We start from the raw sequence: 24,270 nt of genomic DNA, 5'->3' as shown, positions 1-24,270 counted from the left end.
GTCAGTCAATCCATCAAAGACTGATCCACCGCTTTCGCGAGCAAGCCCGCTCCCACAGGTAAAGCAGATAGGCGCAAGGATTAAGCGTAGGTGTCGATCAAGGTGCCAAGCATTTCGTCCGAAGCCTTGGCGACTTTCACGCCCAGTTCCACTTGAAACTTGCCTTGGGCCATCTCGACCATATCGCTCGCCGAGTTGGTGGGCTGGGCACGACCGTTGGCTTGCAAACGGTCGCGTTGGGCGTCCGAGGGCTGGGTCGTCGCGGCGCTGGCAATGTTGCCGGCGGCCTGGTCGACACGGTTCTGCCCGGTCTGGATGGTGCTCAGTCCCGAATAAAACGCGCTGCTTCCGGAGATTTCCATGGCGTAAGCCTGCCTTTAGAGAATCGTGAAGGTAAATTGAAGCAGACATTCCGGCAAAAGGCCCGTCAAAAACACTAATGGCCTATTGCCCTGCTCATAGCCAAAATCAGTCAAGCAGATCCAGTTCCAGGTGCGCGGCGACCGCCTCAGCCCCGGCCTGCTTGAGTCTCGGCACCCGCCCCAGGCATGGCGCCGGCAAGCGTTCAGCCAGGGTGGCAAGGTTCTCTTCCAGACGAGAGGTCTTCGGATCGATGATATTCGCTACCCACCCCGCCAGCGGCAACCCATCGCGGGCAATCGCCTCGGCGGTGAGCAAGGCGTGGCTGATGCAGCCCAGACGCACACCCACCACCAGGATCACCGGCAACTTCAGGGCCATGGCCAAGTCCGACAGGTTGGCCTGATCGGCCAAGGGCACCCGCCAGCCACCCGCGCCCTCGATCAAGGTGAAATCCGCCTGCTGCGCCAGTATGTGCTGCATCGGTTGCAACAGCGACTGCACCGTCAGCGCAACACCGGCCTCCCGCGCCGCCAGATGGGGCGCGATGGCCGGTTCGAATGCCACCGGGTTGACCTCGGCATAGGTCAGCGGCAACGAGCATTCAGCCAACAGCGCCAGGGCGTCGCTATTGCGCAGCCCTTTGGGCGTGATCTGGCAACCCGAGGCGACCGGCTTTGCCGCAGCGGTGCTTTTGCCCGCGAGGCGGGCGGCATGCAAAAGGCCCGCGGCTATGGTGGTCTTGCCCACATCCGTGTCGGTACCGGCGATGAAGTAAGCGGCGCTCATAGAGGTTTCTCCAGTACGGCGTACACCACTTGATACGTGGCAGGCAGGCCCTGGGCCTGACGGAACTGCTCGTAAGCGTTCACCAGTGCAGCAATCCGCGCGCGGCCCGTCAACCCTCCCGGGCGGCCCGGGTTGAGGTTGTGCGCGCCCAACGCTTTGAGTTCGTGGGTCAGGCTGCGTACGTCCGGGTAGTGCAGCACATGGGGTTGGCGCTCCAGGCTGACGACGCGCAGGCCGCTGGCGGCGCAGAGCTGTTGATACGTCTCGAAGGAACGGAAACGGTTGACGTGCACCAGGCCATCCGCCGCTCGCCAGCTTTCGCGCAACTCATGCAAAGTGCCCACACACAGACTCGCGAACGCCAGCACGCCGCCGGGTTGCAGCACGCGATGGGCCTCGCTGAGCACCGCGTCGAAATTCGCACACCACTGCACCGCCAGGCTGGAATAGATCAGCCCCAGGCTCTGAGCTTTAAGCGGCAAGCGCTCGGCATCCCCGGCAATGAAATACCCCGCGCCGCCCAAGGGCCTGGCGTGATTGAGCATACCTTCGGCGATATCAAGCGCCACGCCCTGGCTGTCGGGCAACCGCTCAGCCAACACACGGCTGAAAAAACCCGTGCCACAACCCATGTCCAGCCAGCGCTGTGGCGTTAGGGCCAGCGGAAGGCGAGCCAACAACGCGGTGCCCACCGCACGCTGCAACTCGGCCACGCTGTCGTAACTGGCGGCTGCGCGGGAAAACGACGCGGCCACCTGGCGCTTGTCCGGCAAGCCACCCGGCAGAGGGGGCAGGGATAAATCAGTCATCAACGCACTCATGCAAAAAAGCCTGGATGGCCCCCGCAACACCGTGAGGGTCTTCCAGAAGAAAAGCGTGGCCGGCCTGTTCAATCAGGCCGATTTCAACATCGGGCAGCAAGGCCAATAGATCGCCGGCAGCTTCGGCCGGTACCAGCCCGTCCAGGCCGGCAAACAGGTGTAACTGCGGACCGCGAAAAGCCTGCAAAGCGGCGCGGGTATCAAGCCGGGCGAGCAGTTCAAGACCGGGCATCAACACGCTGGAAGGTGTATGCGGCGCGCCGCTGACCAACAAACGCGACAACCCGCGCGGGTTTTCGGCGCCCTTGGCGCACAGCAGGCCGAAGCGTTTGAGGGTGACTTGGGAATCGGCATGGCAACCGGCGAGGAACGCATCGAAGGTTTCGCCGGGCATCGCGCTCGGCCAGCCGGCATGGGCGACAAAACACGGGTTGCTCGCCAACGTCAGCAAACCACAGCAGCGCTCACCGCGCCGCGCCGCCAACTCGGACGCCAGCATGCCGCCCAGGGACCAACCGCCCAGCCAGGCGTTGTCCGCCAGCGTGGCGTCGAGTTCGTCGAGCCAGTCATCCAGCTCGCAGGAGTCCAGTACCGGCAACGGTTCGATCTGCACCTGCAGGTGTTCGTCGAGGCCCTGCAAAGCGGCGGCCAGAGGCTCCAGCGGTGACACGCCGAGGCCCCAACCGGGCAGCAATATCAGTCGATCACGCATGGTCGGGCTCCGTGGCGCCTAACAAGCGGAAACACTCTTCCAATGCCGTTAACAATAGCTGCACCTGGGCCTCGCTGTGAGCCGCCGTCAACGTGACGCGTAAACGCGCACTGCCGACCGGCACGGTGGGTGGGCGGATCGCGGTGACCATCAAGCCGCGCTCGCGCAACATCTGCGACAGGCGCATGGCCTTGGCGCTGTCGCCGATCAGGATCGGTTGGATCGGCGTGAAGCTGTCCATCAACGCCAGGCCGATCTGCTCGGCGCCCTGACGGAACTGGCGGATCAAGCCGTTGAGGTGCTCACGCCGCCAATGTTCGGTGCGCAGCAGCTCGAGGCTTTTCAAGGTGGCGCAAGCCAGGGCCGGCGGTTGGCTGGTGGTGTAGATGTACGGGCGGGCGAATTGGATCAGGCTTTCGATCAGGTCGTCACTACCGGCCACAAAAGCCCCGGCGGTGCCGAACGCCTTGCCCAGGGTGCCCACCAACACCGGCACGTCTGCCTGGCTCAAGCCAAAATGCTCGACGATCCCACCGCCGTGGGCACCCAACGGGCCAAAGCCATGGGCGTCATCCACCATCAGCCAGGCGCCCTTGGCCTGGGTTGCACGGGCCAATGCGGGCAGGTCCGCCAGATCGCCGTCCATGCTGAACACCCCGTCGGTGACCACCAGGGTATTGCCGGTCGCCTTCTCCAAGCGCTTGGCGAGGCTGTCGGCATCGTTATGCAGGTAACGGTTGAAACGTGCGCCCGAGAGCAAGCCGGCATCCAGCAGCGAGGCGTGGTTGAGGCGGTCTTCCAGCACCGTATCGCCTTGCCCCACCAGCGCCGTGACCGCGCCGAGGTTGGCCATGTAGCCGGTGGTAAACAGCAAGGCCCGCGGGCGACCGGTGAGGTCGGCCAGGGCTTCTTCCAATGCATGGTGAGGTGTGGCGTGGCCAACCACCAAGTGCGAAGCGCCGCCGCCCACGCCCCAGCGGGACGCTCCGGCGCGCCAGGCTTCGATCACTTGAGGGTGGTTGGCCAGGCCCAGGTAATCGTTATTGCAGAACGCCAGGAGCGGCTGGCCGTCGACCACCACTTGCGGGCCTTGGGGACTGTCCAGCAGCGGGCGTTGGCGATAGAGGTGTTCGGCACGGCGGGCAGCGAGGCGCGCGGCGAGATCGAAAGACATGCAGGCCTCGGTAGACTCAAAGACTGGAGACTGAGCGCGATCAAATGTGGGAGGGGGCTTGCTCCCGATATCGGTGGGTCTGCCAGCACATCTGCTACTGACAGGCCGCTATCGGGAGCAAGCCCCCTCCCACATTTGGATTGCATTTCAATCAGACGGCAGCGTTATAGAACTGTTCGCTGCTCTTTTGCTCGACCAGCGCCTGCTCGATCGCCGCCTGATGCACTTCATCGGCGTGCTCTTCGCGGGCTTCCGGCAGGATGCCCAGGCGCGAGAACAGTTGCATGTCCTTGTCGGCCTGCGGGTTGGCGGTAGTCAGCAGTTTGTCGCCGTAGAAGATCGAGTTGGCGCCGGCGAAAAACGCCAGGGCCTGCATCTGCTCGTTCATCGCCTCACGCCCGGCCGACAGCCGCACATGGGACTGCGGCATGAGGATGCGTGCCACGGCGAGCATGCGGATGAAGTCGAACGGGTCAACGTCGTCAGCGTTTTCCAACGGCGTACCGGCCACCTTCACCAGCATGTTGATCGGCACCGACTCCGGGTGCTCCGGCAGGTTGGCCAGTTGGATCAACAGGTTGGCACGGTCATCGAGGGACTCGCCCATGCCGAGGATGCCGCCCGAGCAGATCTTCATCCCCGAATCACGTACATAGGCCAGGGTTTGCAGGCGCTCGCTGTAGGTGCGGGTGGTGATGATCGAGCCGTAGAATTCCGGCGAGGTATCGAGGTTGTGGTTGTAGTAGTCAAGGCCGGCCTGGGCCAGGGCTTGGGTCTGGTCCTGGTCGAGACGACCGAGGGTCATGCAGGTTTCCAGGCCCATGGCCTTCACGCCTTTGACCATCTGCAGCACGTAGGGCATGTCTTTGGCCGACGGGTGCTTCCACGCGGCGCCCATGCAGAAGCGCGTGGAGCCGATGGCCTTGGCGCGGGCGGCCTCTTCAAGGACCTTCTGCACCTCCATCAGTTTTTCTTTTTCCAGGCCGGTGTTGTAGTGGCCCGACTGCGGACAATATTTGCAATCTTCCGGGCAGGCGCCGGTCTTGATCGACAGCAGGGTCGACACCTGCACGCGGTTGGCATCGAAATGCGCGCGGTGCACGGTCTGCGCCTGGAACAACAGGTCATTGAATGGTTGCACGAACAGTGCTTTAACTTCGGCTAAAGACCAGTCGTGACGCAGGGTGGCAGAGGTGCTGGCGCTCATGGGCGATTCCTTGATTATGCTTTGGCAAGCGCTGCGGGAAGGGCAATACCCACAGGCGCGACACGGATGCTCGGCATATTTAAGGAAGAATCATGCACTGTCAACCAGACCACAAACACCAAGTTTACATCTGGTCAAAAAACATACACACCTGTTTAATCTGCGATGAGGCGACCGAATCAGCCGATTGTGTGTGCAACGCCTGCGAAACCGAGCTGCCGTGGCTGATGGAACAGTGCAACGTGTGCGCCCTGCCGCTGTCGATGGAGGGGCTGACCTGCGGCCAATGCCAGACACATCCGCCCGCCTTTAAACAGGTGATTGCGCCCTGGACCTACGGCTTCCCGGTAGACACCTTGATCAGCCGCTTCAAGCACCAGTCGCGATGGCCACTGGGCCATGTGCTTGCGCGCTTGCTGGGGCACCACGTGCAACATCGTCTCGACAACGCTGAAATCATCCGGCCCGACTGCCTGCTGCCCGTGCCGATGGCACGTCATCGCTTGCGCGAGCGCGGTTTCAATCAGGCGTTGATGCTGGCCCGCTGGCTCGGTAACGCCCTCAACCTCAGCTGCGACGAACACCTGTTGTTGCGCCCCCATGAAACCGTGGCGCAACAGGGGCTCGACGCCAAGGCGCGCAAGCGCAACCTGTTTCGCGCCTTCGCCTTGGCCGCCGACGCCCAGGTGCAAGGCCGGCATTTCGCCCTGGTGGACGACGTACTGACGACCGGCGCTACCGCGCACAGCCTCGCACAATTGTTGAGGGACGCCGGTGCGCGCCAGGTCGACGTGTACTGCCTGGCCCGCACACCCAAACCGGGCGCGTAACTTGACTCCCTGGCACCGGGGCGGCAACGTCCACTCATTCCATCGAAGTGTGTTCCCATGTCGCTACCCACCCTGCTCAGCCAACACATTGTCCGCCGTCCACAGCGCATTGCCTTGCTGGCGCATATCGCCGAGCAAGGCTCAATCACCCGCGCCGCCAAGAGCGCCGGCCTGAGTTACAAGGGCGCCTGGGACGCCATCGATGAGCTGAACAACCTGGCGCAAAAGCCGCTGGTGGAACGCAGCGTCGGTGGTAAAGGCGGCGGCGGAGCCAAGTTGACCGCCGAAGGTGAGCGCGTATTACGCCTCTACCAGCGCTTGCAGGCGCTGCAGGCCCAAGTGCTCGGCTCCGACGAGGATGCCAGTGACTTCAATCTGCTGGGACGCTTGATGCTGCGCACCAGCGCACGTAACCAATTGCATGGCCAGGTAATCGCCATTGAACAGCATGGCCGCAACGACACCATTCGCCTGCAACTGGCCGCTGGCTTGAATATCGACGCGCAAATCACTCACGACAGTACCCGGCGGCTGGAACTGGCGGTGGGTGTGGAAGTGGTCGCGTTGATCAAGGCCGGCTGGTTGGAAGTGCTCGCTATCGGGCAAGCTGCAACACCTGGACACAATTGCATGAGCGGCATTATCGACACGATTCTCGCCGCCGATGACGGCCCCAGCGAAGTGCGCATCACCTTGCCCAACGGCCTGGTGTTATGCGCTCTGGCGCAGCCTGCCGCGCTCGAAGCGCTGGGCGCTTCCGAGAACCAGCCTATCCAGGTGCAGTTCGCCCCGAACAATGTATTGCTGGGCACGCCGGTATAACGCGGCCGCGCCTTCAAACTGCAACAAATTCGTCACGAGGGCTCCTTAAGGTGTCTGCAAAAACCGCAGAGGGAGCCTGAAATGAGCCTGTTACAAGAAAACCAAGCCACCGACCTGGAACAGATGGTCGGCCTCACCCGCCGCCGCTTCATCGGTGCCGGTGCCCTCTGCGGTGCCGCGATGTTCCTGGGCGGCAACCTGCTCAGCCGCAGTGCCCTGGCCATTAACGCGACCACCGCCAGCCCGTTGCTGGGGTTTACCGGCATCGCCGCCGCCAGCAGCGACACCATCACCTTGCCGCCGGGCTACAGCGCGTCGGTGCTGATCAGTTGGGGCCAGCCGTTGCACAAGGGCGCGCCGGCTTTCGACCCGTCCGGCAACGGGACCGCCAAAGCCCAGGAGCAACAGTTCGGTGACAACAACGATGGCATGAGCCTATTCGCCTTCCCCGGCGACAACAACCGTGCGCTCATGGCGATCAACAACGAATACACCAACTATCGCTACCTCTACGCCCATGGCGGCGCGCCGCAATCGGCTGAAGAGGTGCGCAAGGCCCAGGCCAGCGAAGGCGTTTCGGTCATCGAAGTGCGGCGCAAAGGTGACACCTGGCAGTTCGTCCAGGACTCGCGCTATAACCGCCGCATCCACGGCAACTCGCCAATCCGCCTGAGCGGCCCGGCCGCGGGTCATGCCTGGTTGCAAACCAGTGCCGACAAGTCGGGTAAAAAAGTCCTCGGTACCTTTCAGAACTGCGCCAACGGCAAGACACCGTGGGGCACTTATCTGACGTGCGAAGAGAACTTCACCGACTGCTTCGGCAGCAGCAACCCACAACAAAGCTTCGACGCCGGGCAAAAACGCTATGGCGTGGCAGCGGCCAGCAAAGACATCAACTGGCATCAGCATGACCCGCGCTTCGACATGGCCAAGAACCCCAACGAACTCAACCGTCACGGCTGGGTGGTGGAAATCGACCCGTTCGACCCGCAATCCACCCCAGTCAAGCGCACCGCCCTGGGCCGTTTCAAACACGAGAACGCGGCGCTGGCTGAAACCCGCGACGGCCGCGCCGTGGTGTACATGGGCGACGATGAGCGCGGTGAATTCATCTACAAGTTCGTCAGCCGTGACCCGATCAACCACAACAACCCCAAGGCCAACAAAAACCTGCTCGACCACGGCACCTTATATGTGGCGATCTTCGACGCGGGCGATGGCAACGCCGACCACCCCAAGGGCAAGGGCCAATGGGTGGAGCTGACCCATGGCAAAAACGGTATTGATGCCGGCAGCGGTTTCGCCAGCCAGGCCGAGGTGCTGATCCATGCGCGCCTGGCCGCCAGCGTGGTGAAAGCCACCCGCATGGACCGCCCGGAGTGGATCGTGGTCAGCCCCACTGATGGCCAGGTCTATTGCACACTCACCAACAATGCCAAACGCGGGGAAGACGGCCAACCAGTGGGCGGGCCCAACCCACGGGAGAAAAACGTCTACGGTCAGATCCTGCGCTGGAAAGCTGATCAGGATAACCACGGCGCCCACGAATTCACCTGGGACCTGTTTGTGGTTGCCGGTAACCCAGGCGTACACGCCGGTACGCCCAAGGGCGGTTCCTCCAACATCAACCCGCAAAACATGTTCAACAGCCCCGACGGCCTGGGGTTCGACCAGGCCGGGCGCTTGTGGATCCTGACCGACGGCGACTACAGCAATGCCGGTGACTTCGCGGGCATGGGCAATAACCAGATGCTGTGTGCCGACCCGGCCACCGGAGAAATCCGCCGGTTCATGGTCGGGCCGGTGGCGTGTGAAGTCACCGGGATCAGCTTTTCGCCGGACCAGAAGACGCTGTTTGTGGGGATCCAGCATCCCGGCGAAACCGGCGGTTCGACCTGGCCGGAGCATCTGCCCAACGGCAAGCCGAGGTCTTCGGTGATGGCGATTCGGCGGGATGATGGCGGCATTATCGGCGCCTGATAGGGCCTCATCGGGGGCAAGCCCCCTCCCACAGTTGACCGCGTGTACGCCAGCAGTTGTGGGCGGGGGCTTGCTCCCGATAGCGATGGCACAGGCGCGCTATCTCAAGCCTGGTGCGTTACCATACCCGGCCGGACGCGGCGCCCTGCTGCGCGCAGGAGTTCGCATGGCCCACCCGTTTGAAACACTCACCCCTGACCTGGTCCTCGACGCGGTCGAGAGCATCGGTTTCCTCAGCGACGCCCGTGTGCTGGCGCTCAACAGCTACGAAAACCGCGTGTATCAGGTGGGCATCGAAGGCTCTGAGCCGCTGATCGCCAAGTTTTATCGCCCCCAGCGCTGGACCAACGAGGCCATCCTCGAAGAGCATCGCTTCACCTTCGAACTGGCCGAGTGCGAGGTGCCGGTGGTCGCCCCATTGATCCACAACGGTGAAAGCCTGTTCGAACATGCAGGCTTCCGTTTCACCCTGTTTCCCCGGCGGGGTGGCCGCGCGCCGGAGCCGGGCAATCTCGACCAACTCTATCGCCTCGGGCAACTGCTCGGCCGTTTGCATGCCGTAGGCTCCACCCGCCCGTTCGAACACCGCGAAGCCCTGGGCGTGAAGAACTTCGGCCACGACTCCCTCACCACGCTGCTCGAAGGCAATTTCATTCCCAAAAGCCTGCTGCCGGCCTATGAGTCCGTCGCCCGCGACCTGCTCAAGCGCGTGGAAGAGGTATACAAAGCCACCCCGCACACGAACATCCGCATGCACGGGGATTGCCACCCCGGCAACATGATGTGCCGCGATGAGATGTTCCATATCGTCGACCTCGACGACTGCCGCATGGGCCCGGCGGTGCAGGACCTGTGGATGATGCTTGCCGGTGACAGGCAAGAATGCCTTGGCCAACTGTCGGAACTGATGGACGGCTACCAGGAGTTCCACGACTTCGACCCACGGGAACTGGCCCTGATCGAACCCCTGCGTGCCCTGCGCCTGATGCATTACAGCGCCTGGCTCGCACGGCGCTGGGACGACCCGGCGTTCCCCCACAGCTTCCCCTGGTTTGGCAGTGAACGGTATTGGGGCGATCAGGTGCTGGCGTTGCGCGAGCAACTGGCCGCCCTCAACGAAGAACCCCTGAAGCTGTTCTGACCGCCTTATGTGGGAGGGGGCTTGCCCCTCCCACATAAGCAAAGCCAATCCCATTGGCAGACAAATGTCCTTACAATCACGCCTTTGTTAGCTGCCTAAGCAAGGATTCTGCAATGCAAGCCGCCAAGCCCCGCAAGGGGTACATCCTGGGCCTGAGCGCCTATGTCATCTGGGGTCTGTTCCCGCTCTACTTCAAAGCCATCGCCAGCGTCCCCGCCGCCGAAATCATCGTGCACCGTGTGTTGTGGTCGGCGCTGTTCGGTGGCTTGCTGTTGATGGTGTGGAAACACCCGGGGTGGCTGCGTGAGCTGCGCGACAACCCCAAGCGCCTGGCTATCCTGGCACTCAGCGGCTCATTGATTGCGGCCAACTGGCTGACTTACGTATGGTCGGTGAACAGCGGGCGCATGCTGGAAGCGAGCCTGGGCTACTACATCAACCCGCTGGTCAATGTACTGCTGGGCATGTTGATCCTGGGCGAGCGCTTGCGCCGCCTGCAGTGGGTCGCCGTCGGGCTGGCGGCGGTGGGTGTGGCGCAACAGGTGTGGCAGGTGGGCAGTTTGCCGTGGGTGTCCTTGGCGCTGGCGCTGACCTTCGGCTTCTACGGGCTGATCCGCAAACAGGCGCCCGTCAAAGCGCTGCCTGGGCTGGTCGTAGAGACTTGGATGCTGGTGCCGATCGCCATCGCATGGCTGCTGTTCAACCCCTCGGCCCACAGCGCACAACTGGAGTTCTGGGGCACCTCCGAAGCCTGGTGGCTGGTGGCGGCCGGCCCGGTGACGCTGATCCCGCTGGTATGTTTCAACGCTGCCGCTCGGCATTTGCCCTACACCGCACTGGGCTTTTTACAGTACGTGGCACCGACTCTCGTGCTGCTGGAAGCCGTGCTGCTGTTTGGCGAACACCTGGCGTCGAGCACCCTGCTTGCCTTCGCCTTTATCTGGGCGGGGCTGGTGGTGTACAGCCTGGATGCCTGGATGAGCGTGCGCAAGCGCTGATCAAATAACGTACAAACCTCTGCAAGCCACGCAGCATGTGGCTTGCAGCCATCAACCCCAAGGTTATCCACAACCTGATCCCCGCCATTTGTGCACAAGCCCTTGAAACTGCTCGTTTTTTGCGCAGATGGCGGAGAGCCAACGCCGGCGCGGCCTGGCGTCGAGTCTCTACAGGTTATCCACAAGCCCATGCAAGTTTTCCATGCATAACCCTGTGGGTTGATCATTCCTCGTTGTGCAATTCCACCATCAAGTCATCCGCCAAGGTTTCCAGCGACGCCTGCAAGGTATCCAGGGATAACGTCGACGGCACCTGCAACAGCGCCTCGGCCGTGAACAACGGGTCGCCGCTCATGGGGGCCGGGCGTACGTCCGTGCTCAGGCTCTCCAGATTCACGCCCTGCCGGCTCAACAACGCCGTGATCTCGCGCACGATGCCCGAGCGGTCATTGCCCACCAGGGTCATCACGATCGACTTGGACGTCGCTGCCTGCCCGCTACTGCCCTCACCCACCAGCACGCGAATGCCGTGTGTGGATAAGTCCTCCAGCGCATTGATCAGGTGCTGACGGTTTTCAGCAGGCACACTGACCCGCAGGATACCGGCGAATTGCCCGGCCATATGCGCCATTCGGCTTTCCTGCCAGCTACCGCCGTGGGTGGCGATGGTATGCGCGATGCGTTCCACGACGCCGGGTTTGTCGGCGGCGATAATTGTGAGTACAAGATGGTCCATGGCGAAGCCCTCAGGAATTCAATCTACAAGGTGGACGCAGGCGCCCTCGAAAACAAATCGTGTACCATTTTTATATTTATCTGGAACAATCCAATCGTTTTTTGAGAACATCACGTTCTCCGCTGTGACCGTACGACCAAAGTGGGTCGCTAAACGACGTATTTAGTCTAATTTTCACAACCGCAAGTCATCATGTAGTATGCAAACCCGTGCACTACATAATGAAAATCTGAAAAAGCGCATAAGCTCCGCAGAGTGAGGCAAGCAATGACTGAACACGTTCAAGTCGGTGGCCTGCAGGTCGCCAAAGTCCTGTTCGACTTCGTGAACAACGAAGCCATTCCCGGTACCGGCATCACTGCCGACCAGTTCTGGGCCGGTGCCGACAAGGTTATCCACGACCTGGCACCGAAGAACAAAGCCCTACTCGCCAAACGCGATGATTTCCAAGCGCGGATCGACACCTGGCACCAGACTCACGCCGGCCAGGCCCACGACCCGGTGGCTTACAAAGCCTTCCTGCAAGACATCGGATACCTGCTGCCAGAAGCCGCAGACTTCCAGGCCACGACCCAAAACGTCGATGACGAAATCGCCCGCATGGCCGGCCCGCAGTTGGTAGTGCCGGTGATGAACGCCCGCTTCGCCCTCAACGCCTCCAATGCACGTTGGGGCTCGCTGTATGACGCGCTGTACGGCACCGACGCCATCAGCGAAGCCAATGGCGCCGAGAAGGGCCAGGGCTACAACAAAGTGCGGGGCGACAAGGTGATTGCCTTTGCCCGCGCCTTCCTCGACGAAGCCGCGCCACTCTCGGCGGGCAGCCACGTCGACTCCACCGGCTACAAAATCGTCGATGGCAAGCTGATCGTCAGCCTCAAGGGCGGTAGCAACAGCGGTCTGCGCGACGACTCGCAACTCATCGGCTTCCAGGGTGACAGCGCCCAGCCGATTGCCGTGCTGCTCAAACACCACGGCCTGCACTTCGAGATCCAGATCGACGCCAACACGCCGGTCGGCCAGACCGATGCCGCCGGCGTCAAAGACGTGCTGATGGAAGCGGCGCTGACCACCATCATGGACTGCGAAGACTCCGTCGCCGCCGTCGATGCCGATGACAAAGTGGTGATCTACCGCAATTGGCTCGGCCTGATGAAAGGCGACCTGGCCGAAGAAGTGGCCAAGGGCGGCAAGACCTTCACCCGTACGATGAACCCTGACCGCGTTTATACCGGCGTGAATGGCCAGGACGTGACCCTGCATGGCCGCTCGCTGCTGTTCGTGCGCAACGTCGGCCATCTGATGACCATCGACGCGATTCTCGACAAAGCCGGCAATGAAGTGCCCGAAGGCATCCTCGACGGGCTGATCACCAGCCTGGCGGCGATCCACAGCCTCAACGGCAACAGCACCCGCAAGAACAGCCGCACCGGTTCGGTCTATATCGTGAAGCCGAAGATGCACGGCCCGGAAGAAGCCGCATTCACCAACGAGCTGTTCGGCCGCATCGAAGACGTGCTGAACCTGCCGCGCAACACCCTCAAGGTCGGGATCATGGACGAGGAACGTCGCACCACGGTCAACCTCAAGGCCTGCATCAAGGCGGCCAGCGAGCGCGTGGTATTCATCAACACCGGCTTCCTCGACCGCACCGGCGACGAGATCCACACCTCCATGGAAGCCGGCGCGATGGTGCGCAAGGCGGCCATGAAGGCGGAAAAATGGATCGGCGCCTATGAGAACTGGAACGTCGATATCGGCCTGAGCACCGGCCTTCAAGGGCGTGCGCAGATCGGTAAAGGCATGTGGGCGATGCCCGACCTGATGGCGGCGATGCTCGAACAGAAAATCGCCCACCCACTGGCCGGCGCCAACACCGCCTGGGTGCCGTCGCCCACGGCGGCGGCGCTGCACGCGCTGCACTATCACAAGGTTGATGTGTTCGCACGCCAGGCCGAACTGGCCAAGCGCGAGCGCGCTTCGGTGGACGATATCCTGACCATTCCTCTGGCGACCAACACCGATTGGTCCGACGAAGAAATCCGCAACGAGCTGGACAACAACGCCCAGGGCATCCTGGGTTATGTGGTCCGCTGGATCGACCAGGGCGTCGGTTGTTCGAAAGTGCCGGACATCAACGATGTGGGCCTGATGGAAGACCGCGCCACCCTGCGTATCTCCAGCCAGCACATCGCCAACTGGTTGCGCCACGGCATCGTCAATGAAGCCCAGGTGCTGGAAAGCCTCAAGCGCATGGCGCCGGTGGTCGACCGCCAGAACGCCGGGGATGCGCTCTACCGCCCACTGGCGCCGGACTTCGACAGCAACATCGCGTTCCAGGCGGCGGTGGAGTTGGTGATTGAAGGGACCAAACAACCGAATGGCTATACCGAGCCGGTGTTGCACCGCAGGCGTCGGGAGTTCAAGGCTAAAAACGGTCTTTAAACGCAAAAAAACCCTGGTCGAAATACCAGGGTTTTTTATCACCTGTGGAAAGTTCAGAAGTCATGGAGCAAGTAAGTACAGTTAACGACCGCATTGCCGTTACTTCCGCTACACGCCGCATTCATCAGCATTCCTTGGTGAAGGAAGCTGCCATCTGCCTGGTTTTCAACATTGACGACCAAGGTACCCGAACCAGAGGAAAAATAACTAGATCCGCCTGAGTCTACATACTCAAATTGTGGTAAAGCCGCTACATCAAATTGATGCAGCCCATCAAGCAACTCTTTTCCATAGGACCAATCAAGACGCTCCCGACTGGGCAAAAATCCCCTGTAGATTGAAGTATTACTCTTCGAGCCACTGACAATTTTTGCTCTAAAGAAATCCGCCTTATGGTCTTTAAGAACCAACACATGGGCATCACTTTCAACGAGCTTAGTTTTAGTGGTTTGCCATTCTGCTTTGTCGAAACCAACTTTCGGAAAAGTCATGGGTAGCTCCTGTTTACCAGATAACGGGGCATTGTGATCAACCCCTACCAAACCAGTACACACGTCTTGAGCACACCCATCTACTGTCAAAATTGACAGTGGCAAAGCTATTCAGACCAACGGCCTCTACTGCACCATCCCCAACTCCCGCTTCACCATCTTCGCCAACTTCACGCTATCGATCGGCTTGAGCAGGAAGTCCACCACGCTCAAATGCATGGCGTCGATCACATCGGGAGCTTCCGCGTCCCCTGACATGATGATGATGGGCAATGCCGCCCGGGAGGACTCGCGCACCTGGCGGATCAGCTCCAGGCCATTGCTCGGTGCCATGCGCAAGTCAGTGATCAGCAAGCCGATAGAAGTGTTGGAGCTCAGCAGATCCCACGCCGCCTCACCATTCTCGGCGGTCATGCAGCGAATACCGTCCAGCCCCAGGATTTGCGCCAGCAGCTCACGCGCGTCCTTGTCGTCGTCAACAATCAGCACACGTTGCGGCGGTAAATCAGGTTCGAGCATCACGGCGCTCAGCGCTTCGCGCTCGGCATCGCTCAGAATATCGTGGTCGGTCATACATTTCTCAGCAGTTCTCATCACTCTCCCAGCACACTCGTCAGACATCTGCCGGGGGGTGAACAATGTGCACTTCGTCGGAAAGTTTGCCTAGTGGGTGTTCTACGGGTTTTGCACCATAGCCTTGTAAGGTTTTTCCCTAGTCATGCATCGTTTAACCGCTACCTAGACTTACGTCCAATGGGCACCCATGGCACGGGAGTTGACCATGAAGGACGATAACGACAAAAAACTGCGGTCACTGTTATGAGTAAAGCTGATGCTTTCACGCAGGCGGGAAAAACCGCCGTGTTGCAGAACATCCACGGCACCCTGCAATTCCTGCAACGCTTCCCCCCGTTCAACCAGATGGAAAATGCCCATTTGGCGTTTCTGGTTGAACAATGCCAAATGCGCTTCTATGCCCCCGGCGACAGCATCCTCAAACCGTCGGGCGGCCCGGTCGAGCACTTCTATATCGTCAAGCAAGGCCGCGTCGTCGGCGAGCGACCGGACAGCACCGAAACCACCTTCGAAATCACCACGGGCGAATGCTTCCCCCTCGCCGCCTTGCTCGGCGAACGGGCCACCCGCACCGAACACAAGGCCGCCGAAGACACCTTCTGCCTGCAATTGAACAAGCCGGCCTTTATCAAGCTGTTCGCGCTTTCCAGCCCGTTCCGCGACTTTTCCCTGCGTGGGGTCAGTAGCCTGCTGGACCAGGTCAACCAACAAGTCCAGCAAAAAGCCGTGGAGACCCTCGGCACTCAATATTCGCTGAACACCCGTCTTGGCGAGTTGGCCATGCGCCACCCGGTCACCTGTCAACCCGGCACGCCGCTACGCGAGGCGGTGACGCTGATGCACGAGCAGCAGGTGGGCAGCATTGTGATCGTGGATGAGCATAAAGCGCCCCTGGGGATTTTTACCCTGCGCGACCTGCGCCAGGTGGTGGCCGACGGCACCAGCGACTTCAACCAGGCCATCGAAGGGCATATGACCCAGGCGCCGTTCTTTTTGACCCCGGACCACAGCGCCTTTGACGCCGCCATCGCCATGACCGAGCGGCATATTGCCCATGTGTGCCTGGTCAAAGACCAGCGCCTGTGTGGCGTGGTGTCCGAGCGCGACCTGTTTTCCTTGCAACGGGTCGACCTGGTGCACCTGGCCCGCACCATCCGCAATGCGCCCCGCGTGGAAAACCTGGTGGCGATTCGCGGCGAAATCGGCCAGTTGGTCGAACGCATGCTGGCCCACGGCGCCTCGTCTACGCAGATCACCCACATCATTACCCTGCTTAACGATCACACCGTGTGCCGGGTGATCGAGCTGACGCTTGCCGAAAAAGGCGACCCCGGCGTGCCGTTCAGCTGGTTGTGTTTCGGCAGCGAAGGTCGCCGTGAACAAACCCTGTTCACCGACCAGGACAACGGTATTTTGTTCGAAGCCAAGGACGCCGCCGAAGCCGCGTCGATCCGGGCGCGGTTACTGCCCCTGGCGCAGCAGATCAACCAGAGCCTGGCGTTGTGCGGCTTCAGCCTGTGCAAGGGCAATATCATGGCCGGCAACCCCGAGCTGTGCCTGTCACGGGCCGAATGGGCGCGACGCTTTGCAGCGTTCATACGCGAGGCGACGCCGGAGAATCTGCTGGGGTCGAGCATCTATTTCGATCTGCGGGTAGTCTGGGGCGATGAGCGCGGTTGCGAACAATTGCGCCAGGGGGTCCTGGATCAGGTTGCGGATAACCGGCTGTTCCAACGCATGCTGGCTGAGAACGCTCTGCGCCAGCGCCCGCCAGTCGGGCGTTTCCGAGACTTTGTGCTGACGCGCAAAGGCGGCGAAAAGGCCACGCTCGATCTCAAGGTGCAAGGCCTGACCCCCTTTGTCGATGGTGCGCGCCTGCTGGCCCTGGCCAATGGCATCCACGCCAACAACACCCTGGAGCGCCTGCGCCAGTTGGTGCTCAAGGAAGTCATCGACGCGCTGGACGGTGCCGCCTATGAAGAGGCCTATCACTTTATCCAGCAAACCCGCATGCAGCAGCACCAACTGCAAACCCGCGAGAACCAGCCCTATTCCAACCGCGTCGACCCCGACAGCCTCAACCACCTGGACCGGCGCATCCTGCGTGAGTCCCTGCGTCAGGCGCAACGCCTGCAAAGCAGCCTGACCTTGCGGTATCAGCTGTGAGCTGGCTCGGTTGGCTACGCCCGAAAAAGCCCGGGCTCGACGCGGCACAACAACAGCGCCTGGACCAACTGCCCAAAGCCGTGGAGCTGGGCGACGGCCCCTTGCGCAGCCAGCGTTGGGTGGTGGTGGACCTGGAAACCAGCGGCCTGAACCTCAACCGTGACCAAGTCCTGTCCATCGGCGCCGTGGTGATCGAAGACGGTGCGATAGACTTCTCACAACTGTTCGAGCGTACCCTGCAACGCAGCGCAACCAAACTCAGCCCCAGCGTGCTGATCCATGGCCTGGGGCCCAGTGCGATCGCCGCAGGCAGCGACCCGGTCGACGCCCTGCTGGATTTTATGGATTTCGTCGGCGACAGCCCCCTGCTGGCGTTCCACGCCCCCTTCGATCAACACATGTTGTGCCGGGCACTCAAGGACAGCCTGGGGTATCGCCTGGCTCATCCGTTTCTCGACGTCGCCGACATCGCCCCGCTGCTGTGCCCCGAGGCGAATATTCGCGAAGCCGGGCTCGACGACTGGATCAACCACTTTCACCTGCAAGTGGGCGAGCGCCATCACGCCAGCGCCGATGCCTTGGCCACGGCGGAACTGATGCTCATCCTGTTCAGCCGCGCACGCCAGCAACACCTCGACTCCCCCCAGCAATTGCAAGAACGCTTGAGCCAATGGAAACGGCGTAAACAAGCGCCATCGTTTTAATAGCACCGCCCGACAGACGCCAATTGCGCCCATCCGACGCCTCTGACACAATCGCGAATAATTCTCGTTAGTTTAAACCTCTTGTTTATTCGGTGATGCCTTGTCGTCGGTCCCAAACCCACACAGTGAGCTGGTTGGCGCGTTGTATCGCGACCATCGCGGCTGGCTGTTGGCATGGCTGCGCCGCAACGTGGCCTGCCCGAGCCGCGCCGAGGACCTCAGCCAGGACACCTTCATGCGCCTGCTGGGCCGTGACGAGCTGCGCGAACCTCGCGAGCCGCGGGCGTTTCTGGTGGCCATCGCCAAAGGTTTGCTGTTCGACTACTTCCGGCGCGCCGCGTTGGAACAGGCCTACCTCACCGAACTGATGCTGCTTCCGGAAAGCGAACACCCGTCGCCGCAAGCCCAGCAAATGATCCTCGAAGACCTCAAGGCCATCGACCGCCTGCTCGGCAAGCTGTCGAGCAAGGCCCGCGCCGCCTTCCTCTATAACCGCCTCGATGGCCTGGGCCACGCCGAAATCGCCCGGCGCCTCGGTGTGTCGGTGCCCCGTGTGCGCCAATACCTGGCCCAGGGCATTCGCCAATGCTACATCGCCCTGTATGGCGAACCGCTGTGACCGCTTCCAGACCGGTTTCCGCCCGCGTGCTGGATGCGGCGATCGCCTGGCAACTGTCCCTCGACTCCGGCGACGGCAGTGCGGTGGAGCAGGAAGAGTTCGCCAAGTGGCTGGCCAGCGATGAAGAACATGCGCGGGCCTGGCGCCAGTTGGGCATGCTCGACCAGCGCTTCAGCGTAGCCTCTGGCCCGGCGCGGGCGGCGCTGTTGCAGTCACGCGAAGGGATTCGCCAGCGCGTGCGCAAGTTGGGCACGGGCCTCGCCAGCATCGCACTGGTGTGCGGCCTGGCGCTGTTGGCCGGTGAGCGTTACGTGCCCATCCACTATTGGCTGGCCGACCAACGCACCGCCACCGGCGAGCAGCGCACGCTGAAATTGTCCGACGGCACGCTGATCAACCTCAACACCCACAGCGCCATCGACGTGCGTTTCGATGAAAAACGCCGGCTGATCGTGCTGCAGGCAGGTGAGATTCTGATCGAGACCGGGCACAACGATGGCCGCCCGTTCTACGTGCAAACCCGCGACGGCAGCCTGCGCGCACTGGGCACGCGGTTTATCGTCAAGCGCGAAGACGGCGCTACGCGCCTGAGCGTGCTGCAGTCTGCCGTGGCGGCCCAGCCCGAAGCGCTGCACCAGGAACAGATCTTCAAAGAGGGCCAGCAGGTGCTCATGCGCAGTGATGGCCTCGGCCCGCTGCTGGCCGTCGCCCCCGCCACCGACGCCTGGACCCGCGGCATGCTGGTGGTGGACAACGCCCGCCTGGGCGATGTGATCGAGGAACTGAGCCGTTACCGCACCGGGCACCTGGGTGTGGATAAAGACGTGGCCGACCTGCGCATCACCGGCAGTTTCCCGCTGCACGACACCACCCTGGCACTCAATGCGCTGTTGCCGACGCTGCCGGTGCAGATCGAGCAGCACACGCCGTGGTGGGTGACGGTGAAAAGCAAGCCGTAGGTTCTGCTGTGGCCGGGCGACTGCTATCGGGAGCAAGCCCCCTCCCACACTGACTGCATTCACACACCTTGATTTGCAAACGCAGCCAGTGTGGGAGGGGGCTTGCTCCCGATAAGGCCCTGAAGAACACCTCGAAAACCTCGGCGCAAAAATATTTTCATCCTGCCCTATCACTTTTCGATTCTCGTCCGGCACCTAGGCAATTGAGAAATATTTCCATTCAGGAGCCACCTATGTCCCGCACGCTAGACACCTTGTTGCGCCCCAGCCTGTTAGCCATTGCCATTGCGCTCAGCGCCCCGCTGGCCAGCACCCCGCTGATCGCCGCCGAGCAAGCGTCCAGCGTTCGCGCCTACAACCTGCCGGCCGCGCCGTTGGCCACGACCCTGAACCAGATCGCCAGCCAGGCGGGCCTGGCACTGACCCTCGATCCGACGCTGGCGTCAGGCAAGACCTCGGCGCCGGTCAAAGGCCAGTTCGATGCCCAGGGCGCGTTGCGGGAGGCGTTGCGTGGCACCGGCTTGCAGCTGGAGCAGAGCAGCGCAGGCACCTTTACCCTAGTGGCCATTGCCGAAGGCGTCGTGGCGTTGCCGCAGACCAGCATCATCGCCCAAGGCAACACTGAAAGCGCTTGGGGCCCCGTGACAGGCTACCTGGCGACACGTACCGCCGCCGGCACCAAGACCGACACCGCACTGGTCGAAGCCCCGCGCTCGATCTCCGTGGCCACCCGCGAGCAGATGCAGGATCGTAACGTCCAGAACCTGGATGACGCCGTCAAGTACATGCCCGGCATCGTGTCCGCCAGCTACGGCAGCGATACCCGTTATGACTGGATGCGTGTACGCGGTTTCGAACCCACCCAATTCCTCGACGGCCTGCCATTGCCGCGTGGCGTCTACGCCAACCCCAAGGCCGAAACCTGGAACCTCGACCGCCTCGCGCTGCTGCGTGGCCCGGCGTCCTCGGTGTATGGCCAGACCCCGCCGGGCGGCCTGCTGGACATGGTCAGCCGTCGCCCGAGTGCGGAGTCGAGCAACGCCATCCAAGTGCAATACGGCAGCGACAACTACCGCCAACTCAACTTCGCCAGCACCGGCAAGCTCGATGATGAGGGCCGGTTTCTCTACGGCCTCAGCGGCGTGGTGCGCGATGCCGGCACCCAGGTCGACCACATCGACAACCAGCGCTACAACATTGCGCCGAGCCTGACCTGGAACATCGACACCGACACCAAGCTGACTTTCCTGTCGCAGTTCACCCGCGACGATACCGGCGCCACCAGCCAGTTCCTGCCGATCGTAGGCACCAAGATCAAATCGCCGCTGGGGGACGTGTCACATCACAAGAACCTGGGCGACCCGGACTACGAATTCTACGACCGCACTTATTACGCACTGGGCTATGCGTTCGAACATCGCTTCAACGATACCTGGCAGTTCAAGCAGAACCTGCGTTACACCAAGTCGGAATTGGCGTTCCAGCAGTTGACCGTGGGCGCCTATAGCTATTTCCCGGTTGATGCCGCCGGCAATATCGGCCGTACCTCAACCAACGTTGACGAGAACATCGGCCAATTCGCGCTCGACAACAACTTCCAGGCCGACTTCGCCACAGGCGACGTCACCCACACCTTGCTGCTCGGCCTGGACCATCAGCGTACCGATACGTCTTATCTGTCGATTTATGGTTCCGCCGGGACCGTCAACATCTTCAACCCGGTCAATACCCGCCCCGTGGAACGCCCGGCGCGCTCCACGGCGTACTACGACTACAACCAGAAAACCATCCAGACCGGCCTCTACGTGCAGGACCAGATGGCGTTGGACAACTGGCGCCTGACCCTCGGCGGGCGTGAAGATTGGGTGCACCAAGGCACCACCTACTTCAACAAGAACGATGCGACCAACACCGACCGCAGCAAGAACTTCAGCGGTAACGCGGCGCTGAGCTATGTGTTCGACTCAGGCTTTGTGCCTTACCTGTCATACGCCGAATCCTTCCAGCCGGCGAGCAACGCCAGCGTCGACCCACTGCAGTCGTACAAACCCACAGAGGGCAAGCAATGGGAGCTGGGGATCAAGTATCAGCCTCCGGGCTCCAACACCTTATTGAGCGCCGCGGTCTACGATCTGACCCAGAAAAACGTGCTGGTTGCCAGTACCGGGGCCGGTGGCCAGTCGGTCACGGACCAGACCGGCGAGGTGAAAGTCAAAGGCCTGGAGCTGGAAGCCGTGTCTGACGTCACCGAAAACCTCAAAGTGATTGCCGCGTACACCCTGGCCAAATCCGAAGTACAGAAGGGCAACTTCAAAGGCAACCGCCTGCAACTGATGCCAAACCAGCAAGCCTCCCTGTGGACCGACTACACCTGGCACACCGGCGTACTCGACGGTTTCGGCATCGGCTTCGGTGCCCGCTATACCGGCAACACCTACGGCGACCAGGCCAACACCTGGCTGGGCAAGGCCAACGCCTACACCGTGTTCGACGGCGCCGTGCATTACGACCTGGGCCGCCTGGACAACAGCCTCAAAGGCGCATCGCTGAAGTTGAACGCCACCAACCTGTTCAACAAGGACTACATCTCCACCTGTGACGCTTCCTACTGCTACTTCGGCGACCAACGCAGCGTCGTCGCCAGTGCCACCTACCAGTGGTAATCGGCTGAGTTAACCACCAGGCCGTCCTTCGGGGCGGCTTTGGCGTGTCTGAAGGCTAGAACATGAAAAGCACAACCATCCGCCGCTGGTCCTTCATCCACACCTGGACCAGCCTGATCTGCACGGTATTCCTGCTGATGCTCGCCCTCACCGGATTGCCGCTGGTGTTTCACCATGAGATCGATCATCTGCTGGGCAACGAGCCGCAATTGGCGCAAATGCCTGCCGACACGCCGCAGCTCAACCTGGAGCAACTGGTCAGCGCAGCGCAAGCCCATCGCCCCGGCGACGCCATGCAATACCTGGCCTGGGACGAAGACGACAAAAATGGCGTGATTGCGATCATGGCCGCCACGGCCGGCACCGAGCCCAATGCGTCCCACACCTTCATGCTCGACGCCCGCACCGGCGAAGCCGTGGAAACCCCGGCGGCCAATGGGGGGTTCACCCTGTTCCTGCTGCGCCTGCACGTAGACATGTTCGCCGGCCTGCCGGGCAAGCTGCTGTTGGCGTTCATGGGCGTGCTGTTTGTGTTGGCGATTATCTCGGGCACGGTGTTGTACCTGCCGTTCATGCGCCGCTTGAAATTCGCCACCGTGCGCAACGACAAATCCACGCGCCTGCGCTGGCTGGACCTGCACAACCTGATCGGCGTAGTCACCCTGACCTGGGCGCTGGTGGTGGGCGTGACTGGGGTGATCAGCGCCTGCGCCGACCTGATCATCGCCGCCTGGCGCCAGGACAGCCTCAGCGCCATGATCGAGCCCTACCAAAACGCCCCGCCGCTGGCCCAACGCGCGCCCGCCACTGAACTGCTGAACATTGCCGCCAAGGCCGCGCCCGGCATGACGCCGGACTTCATCGCCTTCCCCGGCACGCGTTTTTCCAGCGAGCACCATTACGCGGTGTTCATGAAAGGCAGCACCCACCTGACCTCGCACCTGCTCACGCCGGTACTGATCGATGCCAGCACCCTGGCCGTCACCGCCATCGCCGAACGGCCGTGGTACATGGACGCCATGGGCATGTCCCAACCGTTGCACTTCGGCGACTACGGCGGCATGCCGATGAAAGTCCTCTGGGCCGTGTTGGATGTGCTGACCATCATCGTACTGGGCAGTGGGGTTTACCTGTGGATCGTGCGGCGCAAGGCGGCTCGGCCATGAAGCCGCGTCAATCGAATTTCTGGAAGGTATTTGCCATGCCACTGGGGATTGGCCTGCTCAGTGCCGCCGGGTTGTTTGCCGCATTGCTGGGGGACGGGTGGTGGGATTCGTTGAGCTGGGCAGGGCTGGGGGTTCCTGCTGCAATCGGTGCTTGGGCTTTGATCAAACGCTGAGCTAGATTAGCGCTGCCCTTTTTCGAGGAATGCCCAATGTCCGCGCCCAGCCTGATCTTGTTCCACAACCCTGCCTCACCGTTTGTTCGCAAAGTCCGCGTGTTACTGAGCGAGACCGGTCAACAAGACCGCGTCACCCTGCAAGGCTGCCTGCCGACACCGGTCAACCCCGATGCGCAACTGGTGCAAGACAACCCCGTGGGCAAGATCCCGGCCCTGCGCCTGGCCGACGGCTCGGTGCTGCACGACAGCCGAGTGATCCTCGACTACTTCGACCATCAGCACGCTGGCACCCCGCTGATCCCCCGCGAGGGCGCCGCTCGCTGGCGTCGCCTGACCCTGGCCTCGATGGCCGACGGCGTCATGGACGCCGCCGTGCTGGTGCGCTACGAAACCGCCATGCGGCCGGTCGAGAAGCATTGGGATCAATGGCTCGATGAGCAACGCAACAAAATCCGCCGCACCCTCGCCGAATGGGAGGCGAATGCGCCTGACGAACTCGCCGGCCACTTCGACATCGCTGCCATCAGCGTGGCCTGCGCCTTGGGTTATCTGGACTTCCGCCACCCAGACCTGCAATGGCGCCTGGACAACCCGAAACTTGCCCAATGGTACGCCGAGGTCAGCCAGCGCCCTTCGATGCAGCAAACCCAGCCCCCCGCCGGCTGACCTTGTAGTGAGCGGGCTTGCCCCGCGCTGGGGGGCGCAGCCGCCCCAAAACCAGGCGCCTGAGAACTA

The 24,270-nt window shown here is 61.9% G+C and carries 23 protein-coding genes; 14 read left to right on the top strand and 9 right to left on the bottom strand.

Going from position 1 to position 24,270, the window contains the following annotated elements:
* Positions 1 to 80: 80 nt before the first annotated feature.
* From ACQRBV_RS11750 to bioB, 6 genes are all read right to left on the bottom strand, one after another.
* On the bottom strand, positions 81 to 362 hold the full coding sequence (locus tag ACQRBV_RS11750; RefSeq protein ID WP_060753328.1) for a hypothetical protein: 282 nt from the start codon (positions 360 to 362) through the stop codon (positions 81 to 83).
* Between the two features lie 106 nt (positions 363 to 468).
* Complete coding sequence (gene bioD, locus ACQRBV_RS11745) at positions 469 to 1,149, bottom strand: dethiobiotin synthase (RefSeq protein WP_060753329.1); 681 nt, start codon at positions 1,147 to 1,149, stop codon at positions 469 to 471.
* Positions 1,146 to 1,958, bottom strand: coding sequence for a malonyl-ACP O-methyltransferase BioC (bioC, locus tag ACQRBV_RS11740; protein ID WP_411985366.1), 813 nt, complete (start codon positions 1,956 to 1,958; stop codon positions 1,146 to 1,148). Before bioC ends, bioD begins: the two co-directional genes overlap by 4 nt.
* Positions 1,951 to 2,682: an alpha/beta fold hydrolase gene (locus tag ACQRBV_RS11735; protein ID WP_411985365.1), complete on the bottom strand. Its 732-nt coding sequence runs from the start codon at positions 2,680 to 2,682 to the stop codon at positions 1,951 to 1,953. The genes bioC and ACQRBV_RS11735 overlap by 8 nt, the downstream gene beginning before the upstream one ends.
* Positions 2,675 to 3,856 carry an 8-amino-7-oxononanoate synthase gene (bioF, locus tag ACQRBV_RS11730; protein ID WP_060753332.1) on the bottom strand — a complete coding sequence of 394 codons (1,182 nt, stop codon included), beginning with the start codon at positions 3,854 to 3,856 and terminating at the stop codon, positions 2,675 to 2,677. The genes ACQRBV_RS11735 and bioF overlap by 8 nt, the downstream gene beginning before the upstream one ends.
* A gap of 151 nt (positions 3,857 to 4,007) precedes the next feature.
* Positions 4,008 to 5,063, bottom strand: coding sequence for a biotin synthase BioB (gene bioB / locus ACQRBV_RS11725; protein ID WP_060753333.1), 1,056 nt, complete (start codon positions 5,061 to 5,063; stop codon positions 4,008 to 4,010).
* Between the two features lie 92 nt (positions 5,064 to 5,155).
* Here bioB and ACQRBV_RS11720 point away from each other — a divergent pair, with 92 nt between their 5' ends.
* The 5 genes from ACQRBV_RS11720 to rarD all read left to right on the top strand — a co-directional run bounded on the left by ACQRBV_RS11720 (position 5,156) and on the right by rarD (position 10,834).
* Positions 5,156 to 5,893 carry a ComF family protein gene (locus tag ACQRBV_RS11720; RefSeq protein ID WP_411985364.1) on the top strand — a complete coding sequence of 246 codons (738 nt, stop codon included), beginning with the start codon at positions 5,156 to 5,158 and terminating at the stop codon, positions 5,891 to 5,893.
* Between the two features lie 57 nt (positions 5,894 to 5,950).
* Positions 5,951 to 6,715 carry a TOBE domain-containing protein gene (locus ACQRBV_RS11715; RefSeq protein ID WP_205345399.1) on the top strand — a complete coding sequence of 255 codons (765 nt, stop codon included), beginning with the start codon at positions 5,951 to 5,953 and terminating at the stop codon, positions 6,713 to 6,715.
* An 81-nt stretch (positions 6,716 to 6,796) separates the two neighbouring features.
* A complete protein-coding gene (locus ACQRBV_RS11710) occupies positions 6,797 to 8,695 on the top strand; it encodes a PhoX family protein (RefSeq protein WP_090368387.1) in 1,899 nt (632 codons plus the stop codon).
* Between the two features lie 166 nt (positions 8,696 to 8,861).
* Positions 8,862 to 9,836: a serine/threonine protein kinase gene (locus ACQRBV_RS11705; protein WP_198762649.1), complete on the top strand. Its 975-nt coding sequence runs from the start codon at positions 8,862 to 8,864 to the stop codon at positions 9,834 to 9,836.
* A 113-nt stretch (positions 9,837 to 9,949) separates the two neighbouring features.
* Positions 9,950 to 10,834, top strand: coding sequence for an EamA family transporter RarD (rarD, locus tag ACQRBV_RS11700; RefSeq protein ID WP_411985363.1), 885 nt, complete (start codon positions 9,950 to 9,952; stop codon positions 10,832 to 10,834).
* 223 nt (positions 10,835 to 11,057) lie between these two features.
* Here rarD and ACQRBV_RS11695 read toward each other — a convergent pair whose 3' ends face one another.
* A complete protein-coding gene (locus ACQRBV_RS11695; RefSeq protein WP_060753339.1) occupies positions 11,058 to 11,570 on the bottom strand; it encodes a glycine cleavage system protein R in 513 nt (170 codons plus the stop codon).
* Positions 11,571 to 11,837: 267 nt separating this feature from the next.
* Here ACQRBV_RS11695 and ACQRBV_RS11690 point away from each other — a divergent pair, with 267 nt between their 5' ends.
* Entirely contained in the window at positions 11,838 to 14,015 is a 2,178-nt protein-coding gene (locus ACQRBV_RS11690; RefSeq protein WP_411985362.1) for a malate synthase G, read from the top strand.
* Positions 14,016 to 14,068: 53 nt separating this feature from the next.
* On the opposite strand, the gene ACQRBV_RS11685 is transcribed toward ACQRBV_RS11690, so the two are convergent.
* On the bottom strand, positions 14,069 to 14,506 hold the full coding sequence (locus ACQRBV_RS11685) for a hypothetical protein (RefSeq protein ID WP_411985361.1): 438 nt from the start codon (positions 14,504 to 14,506) through the stop codon (positions 14,069 to 14,071).
* 126 nt (positions 14,507 to 14,632) lie between these two features.
* The gene (locus ACQRBV_RS11680) at positions 14,633 to 15,079 is read right to left on the bottom strand and encodes a response regulator (RefSeq protein ID WP_198762653.1); all 447 of its coding nucleotides are present in this window, start codon (positions 15,077 to 15,079) and stop codon (positions 14,633 to 14,635) included.
* Between the two features lie 246 nt (positions 15,080 to 15,325).
* On the opposite strand from ACQRBV_RS11680, the gene ACQRBV_RS11675 reads away from it, so the two are divergent.
* From ACQRBV_RS11675 to ACQRBV_RS11640, 8 genes are all read left to right on the top strand, one after another.
* The gene (locus ACQRBV_RS11675) at positions 15,326 to 17,248 is read left to right on the top strand and encodes a putative nucleotidyltransferase substrate binding domain-containing protein (RefSeq protein ID WP_411985360.1); all 1,923 of its coding nucleotides are present in this window, start codon (positions 15,326 to 15,328) and stop codon (positions 17,246 to 17,248) included.
* The gene (locus ACQRBV_RS11670; protein WP_411985359.1) at positions 17,245 to 17,952 is read left to right on the top strand and encodes a 3'-5' exonuclease; all 708 of its coding nucleotides are present in this window, start codon (positions 17,245 to 17,247) and stop codon (positions 17,950 to 17,952) included. Before ACQRBV_RS11675 ends, ACQRBV_RS11670 begins: the two co-directional genes overlap by 4 nt.
* Positions 17,953 to 18,052: 100 nt before the next feature.
* Entirely contained in the window at positions 18,053 to 18,571 is a 519-nt protein-coding gene (locus tag ACQRBV_RS11665) for an RNA polymerase sigma factor (protein ID WP_060753345.1), read from the top strand.
* On the top strand, positions 18,538 to 19,530 hold the full coding sequence (locus ACQRBV_RS11660; RefSeq protein WP_411985358.1) for a FecR domain-containing protein: 993 nt from the start codon (positions 18,538 to 18,540) through the stop codon (positions 19,528 to 19,530). Before ACQRBV_RS11665 ends, ACQRBV_RS11660 begins: the two co-directional genes overlap by 34 nt.
* A gap of 233 nt (positions 19,531 to 19,763) precedes the next feature.
* Positions 19,764 to 22,193, top strand: a complete 2,430-nt coding sequence (locus ACQRBV_RS11655) for a TonB-dependent siderophore receptor (protein WP_244384958.1) — start codon at positions 19,764 to 19,766, stop codon at positions 22,191 to 22,193.
* Positions 22,194 to 22,255: 62 nt separating this feature from the next.
* Complete coding sequence (locus ACQRBV_RS11650) at positions 22,256 to 23,359, top strand: PepSY-associated TM helix domain-containing protein (RefSeq protein WP_411985357.1); 1,104 nt, start codon at positions 22,256 to 22,258, stop codon at positions 23,357 to 23,359.
* Positions 23,356 to 23,532, top strand: coding sequence for a hypothetical protein (locus tag ACQRBV_RS11645; protein WP_090368369.1), 177 nt, complete (start codon positions 23,356 to 23,358; stop codon positions 23,530 to 23,532). Before ACQRBV_RS11650 ends, ACQRBV_RS11645 begins: the two co-directional genes overlap by 4 nt.
* Before the next feature lie 36 nt (positions 23,533 to 23,568).
* Positions 23,569 to 24,201, top strand: coding sequence for a glutathione S-transferase family protein (locus tag ACQRBV_RS11640; RefSeq protein WP_411985356.1), 633 nt, complete (start codon positions 23,569 to 23,571; stop codon positions 24,199 to 24,201).
* The last annotated feature ends 69 nt before the right edge of the window (positions 24,202 to 24,270 follow it).

This window comes from Pseudomonas sp. R11F, from assembly GCF_050312575.1.
GTDB classification, from domain to species: domain Bacteria; phylum Pseudomonadota; class Gammaproteobacteria; order Pseudomonadales; family Pseudomonadaceae; genus Aquipseudomonas; species Aquipseudomonas palleroniana.
The sequence above is the reverse complement of the archived record's forward strand: the minus strand, read 5'-3'. Positions and strand labels throughout refer to the sequence as shown.

Coding starts and splice junctions, on each gene's coding strand:
- ACQRBV_RS11715 (WP_205345399.1), top strand. CDS start 5,951: ATGTCGCTACCCACCCTGCTCAGCCAACACATTGTCCGCCGTCCACAG.
- ACQRBV_RS11710 (WP_090368387.1), top strand. CDS start 6,797: ATGAGCCTGTTACAAGAAAACCAAGCCACCGACCTGGAACAGATGGTC.
- ACQRBV_RS11660 (WP_411985358.1), top strand. CDS start 18,538: ATGCTACATCGCCCTGTATGGCGAACCGCTGTGACCGCTTCCAGACCG.
- ACQRBV_RS11640 (WP_411985356.1), top strand. CDS start 23,569: ATGTCCGCGCCCAGCCTGATCTTGTTCCACAACCCTGCCTCACCGTTT.
- ACQRBV_RS11675 (WP_411985360.1), top strand. CDS start 15,326: ATGAGTAAAGCTGATGCTTTCACGCAGGCGGGAAAAACCGCCGTGTTG.
- ACQRBV_RS11695 (WP_060753339.1), bottom strand. CDS start 11,570: ATGGACCATCTTGTACTCACAATTATCGCCGCCGACAAACCCGGCGTC.
- ACQRBV_RS11685 (WP_411985361.1), bottom strand. CDS start 14,506: ATGACTTTTCCGAAAGTTGGTTTCGACAAAGCAGAATGGCAAACCACT.
- ACQRBV_RS11750 (WP_060753328.1), bottom strand. CDS start 362: ATGGAAATCTCCGGAAGCAGCGCGTTTTATTCGGGACTGAGCACCATC.
- ACQRBV_RS11645 (WP_090368369.1), top strand. CDS start 23,356: ATGAAGCCGCGTCAATCGAATTTCTGGAAGGTATTTGCCATGCCACTG.
- bioC (WP_411985366.1), bottom strand. CDS start 1,958: ATGACTGATTTATCCCTGCCCCCTCTGCCGGGTGGCTTGCCGGACAAG.
- ACQRBV_RS11720 (WP_411985364.1), top strand. CDS start 5,156: ATGCACTGTCAACCAGACCACAAACACCAAGTTTACATCTGGTCAAAA.
- bioF (WP_060753332.1), bottom strand. CDS start 3,856: ATGTCTTTCGATCTCGCCGCGCGCCTCGCTGCCCGCCGTGCCGAACAC.
- ACQRBV_RS11650 (WP_411985357.1), top strand. CDS start 22,256: ATGAAAAGCACAACCATCCGCCGCTGGTCCTTCATCCACACCTGGACC.
- ACQRBV_RS11705 (WP_198762649.1), top strand. CDS start 8,862: ATGGCCCACCCGTTTGAAACACTCACCCCTGACCTGGTCCTCGACGCG.
- bioD (WP_060753329.1), bottom strand. CDS start 1,149: ATGAGCGCCGCTTACTTCATCGCCGGTACCGACACGGATGTGGGCAAG.
- bioB (WP_060753333.1), bottom strand. CDS start 5,063: ATGAGCGCCAGCACCTCTGCCACCCTGCGTCACGACTGGTCTTTAGCC.
- ACQRBV_RS11680 (WP_198762653.1), bottom strand. CDS start 15,079: ATGACCGACCACGATATTCTGAGCGATGCCGAGCGCGAAGCGCTGAGC.
- ACQRBV_RS11655 (WP_244384958.1), top strand. CDS start 19,764: ATGTCCCGCACGCTAGACACCTTGTTGCGCCCCAGCCTGTTAGCCATT.
- rarD (WP_411985363.1), top strand. CDS start 9,950: ATGCAAGCCGCCAAGCCCCGCAAGGGGTACATCCTGGGCCTGAGCGCC.
- ACQRBV_RS11690 (WP_411985362.1), top strand. CDS start 11,838: ATGACTGAACACGTTCAAGTCGGTGGCCTGCAGGTCGCCAAAGTCCTG.
- ACQRBV_RS11735 (WP_411985365.1), bottom strand. CDS start 2,682: ATGCGTGATCGACTGATATTGCTGCCCGGTTGGGGCCTCGGCGTGTCA.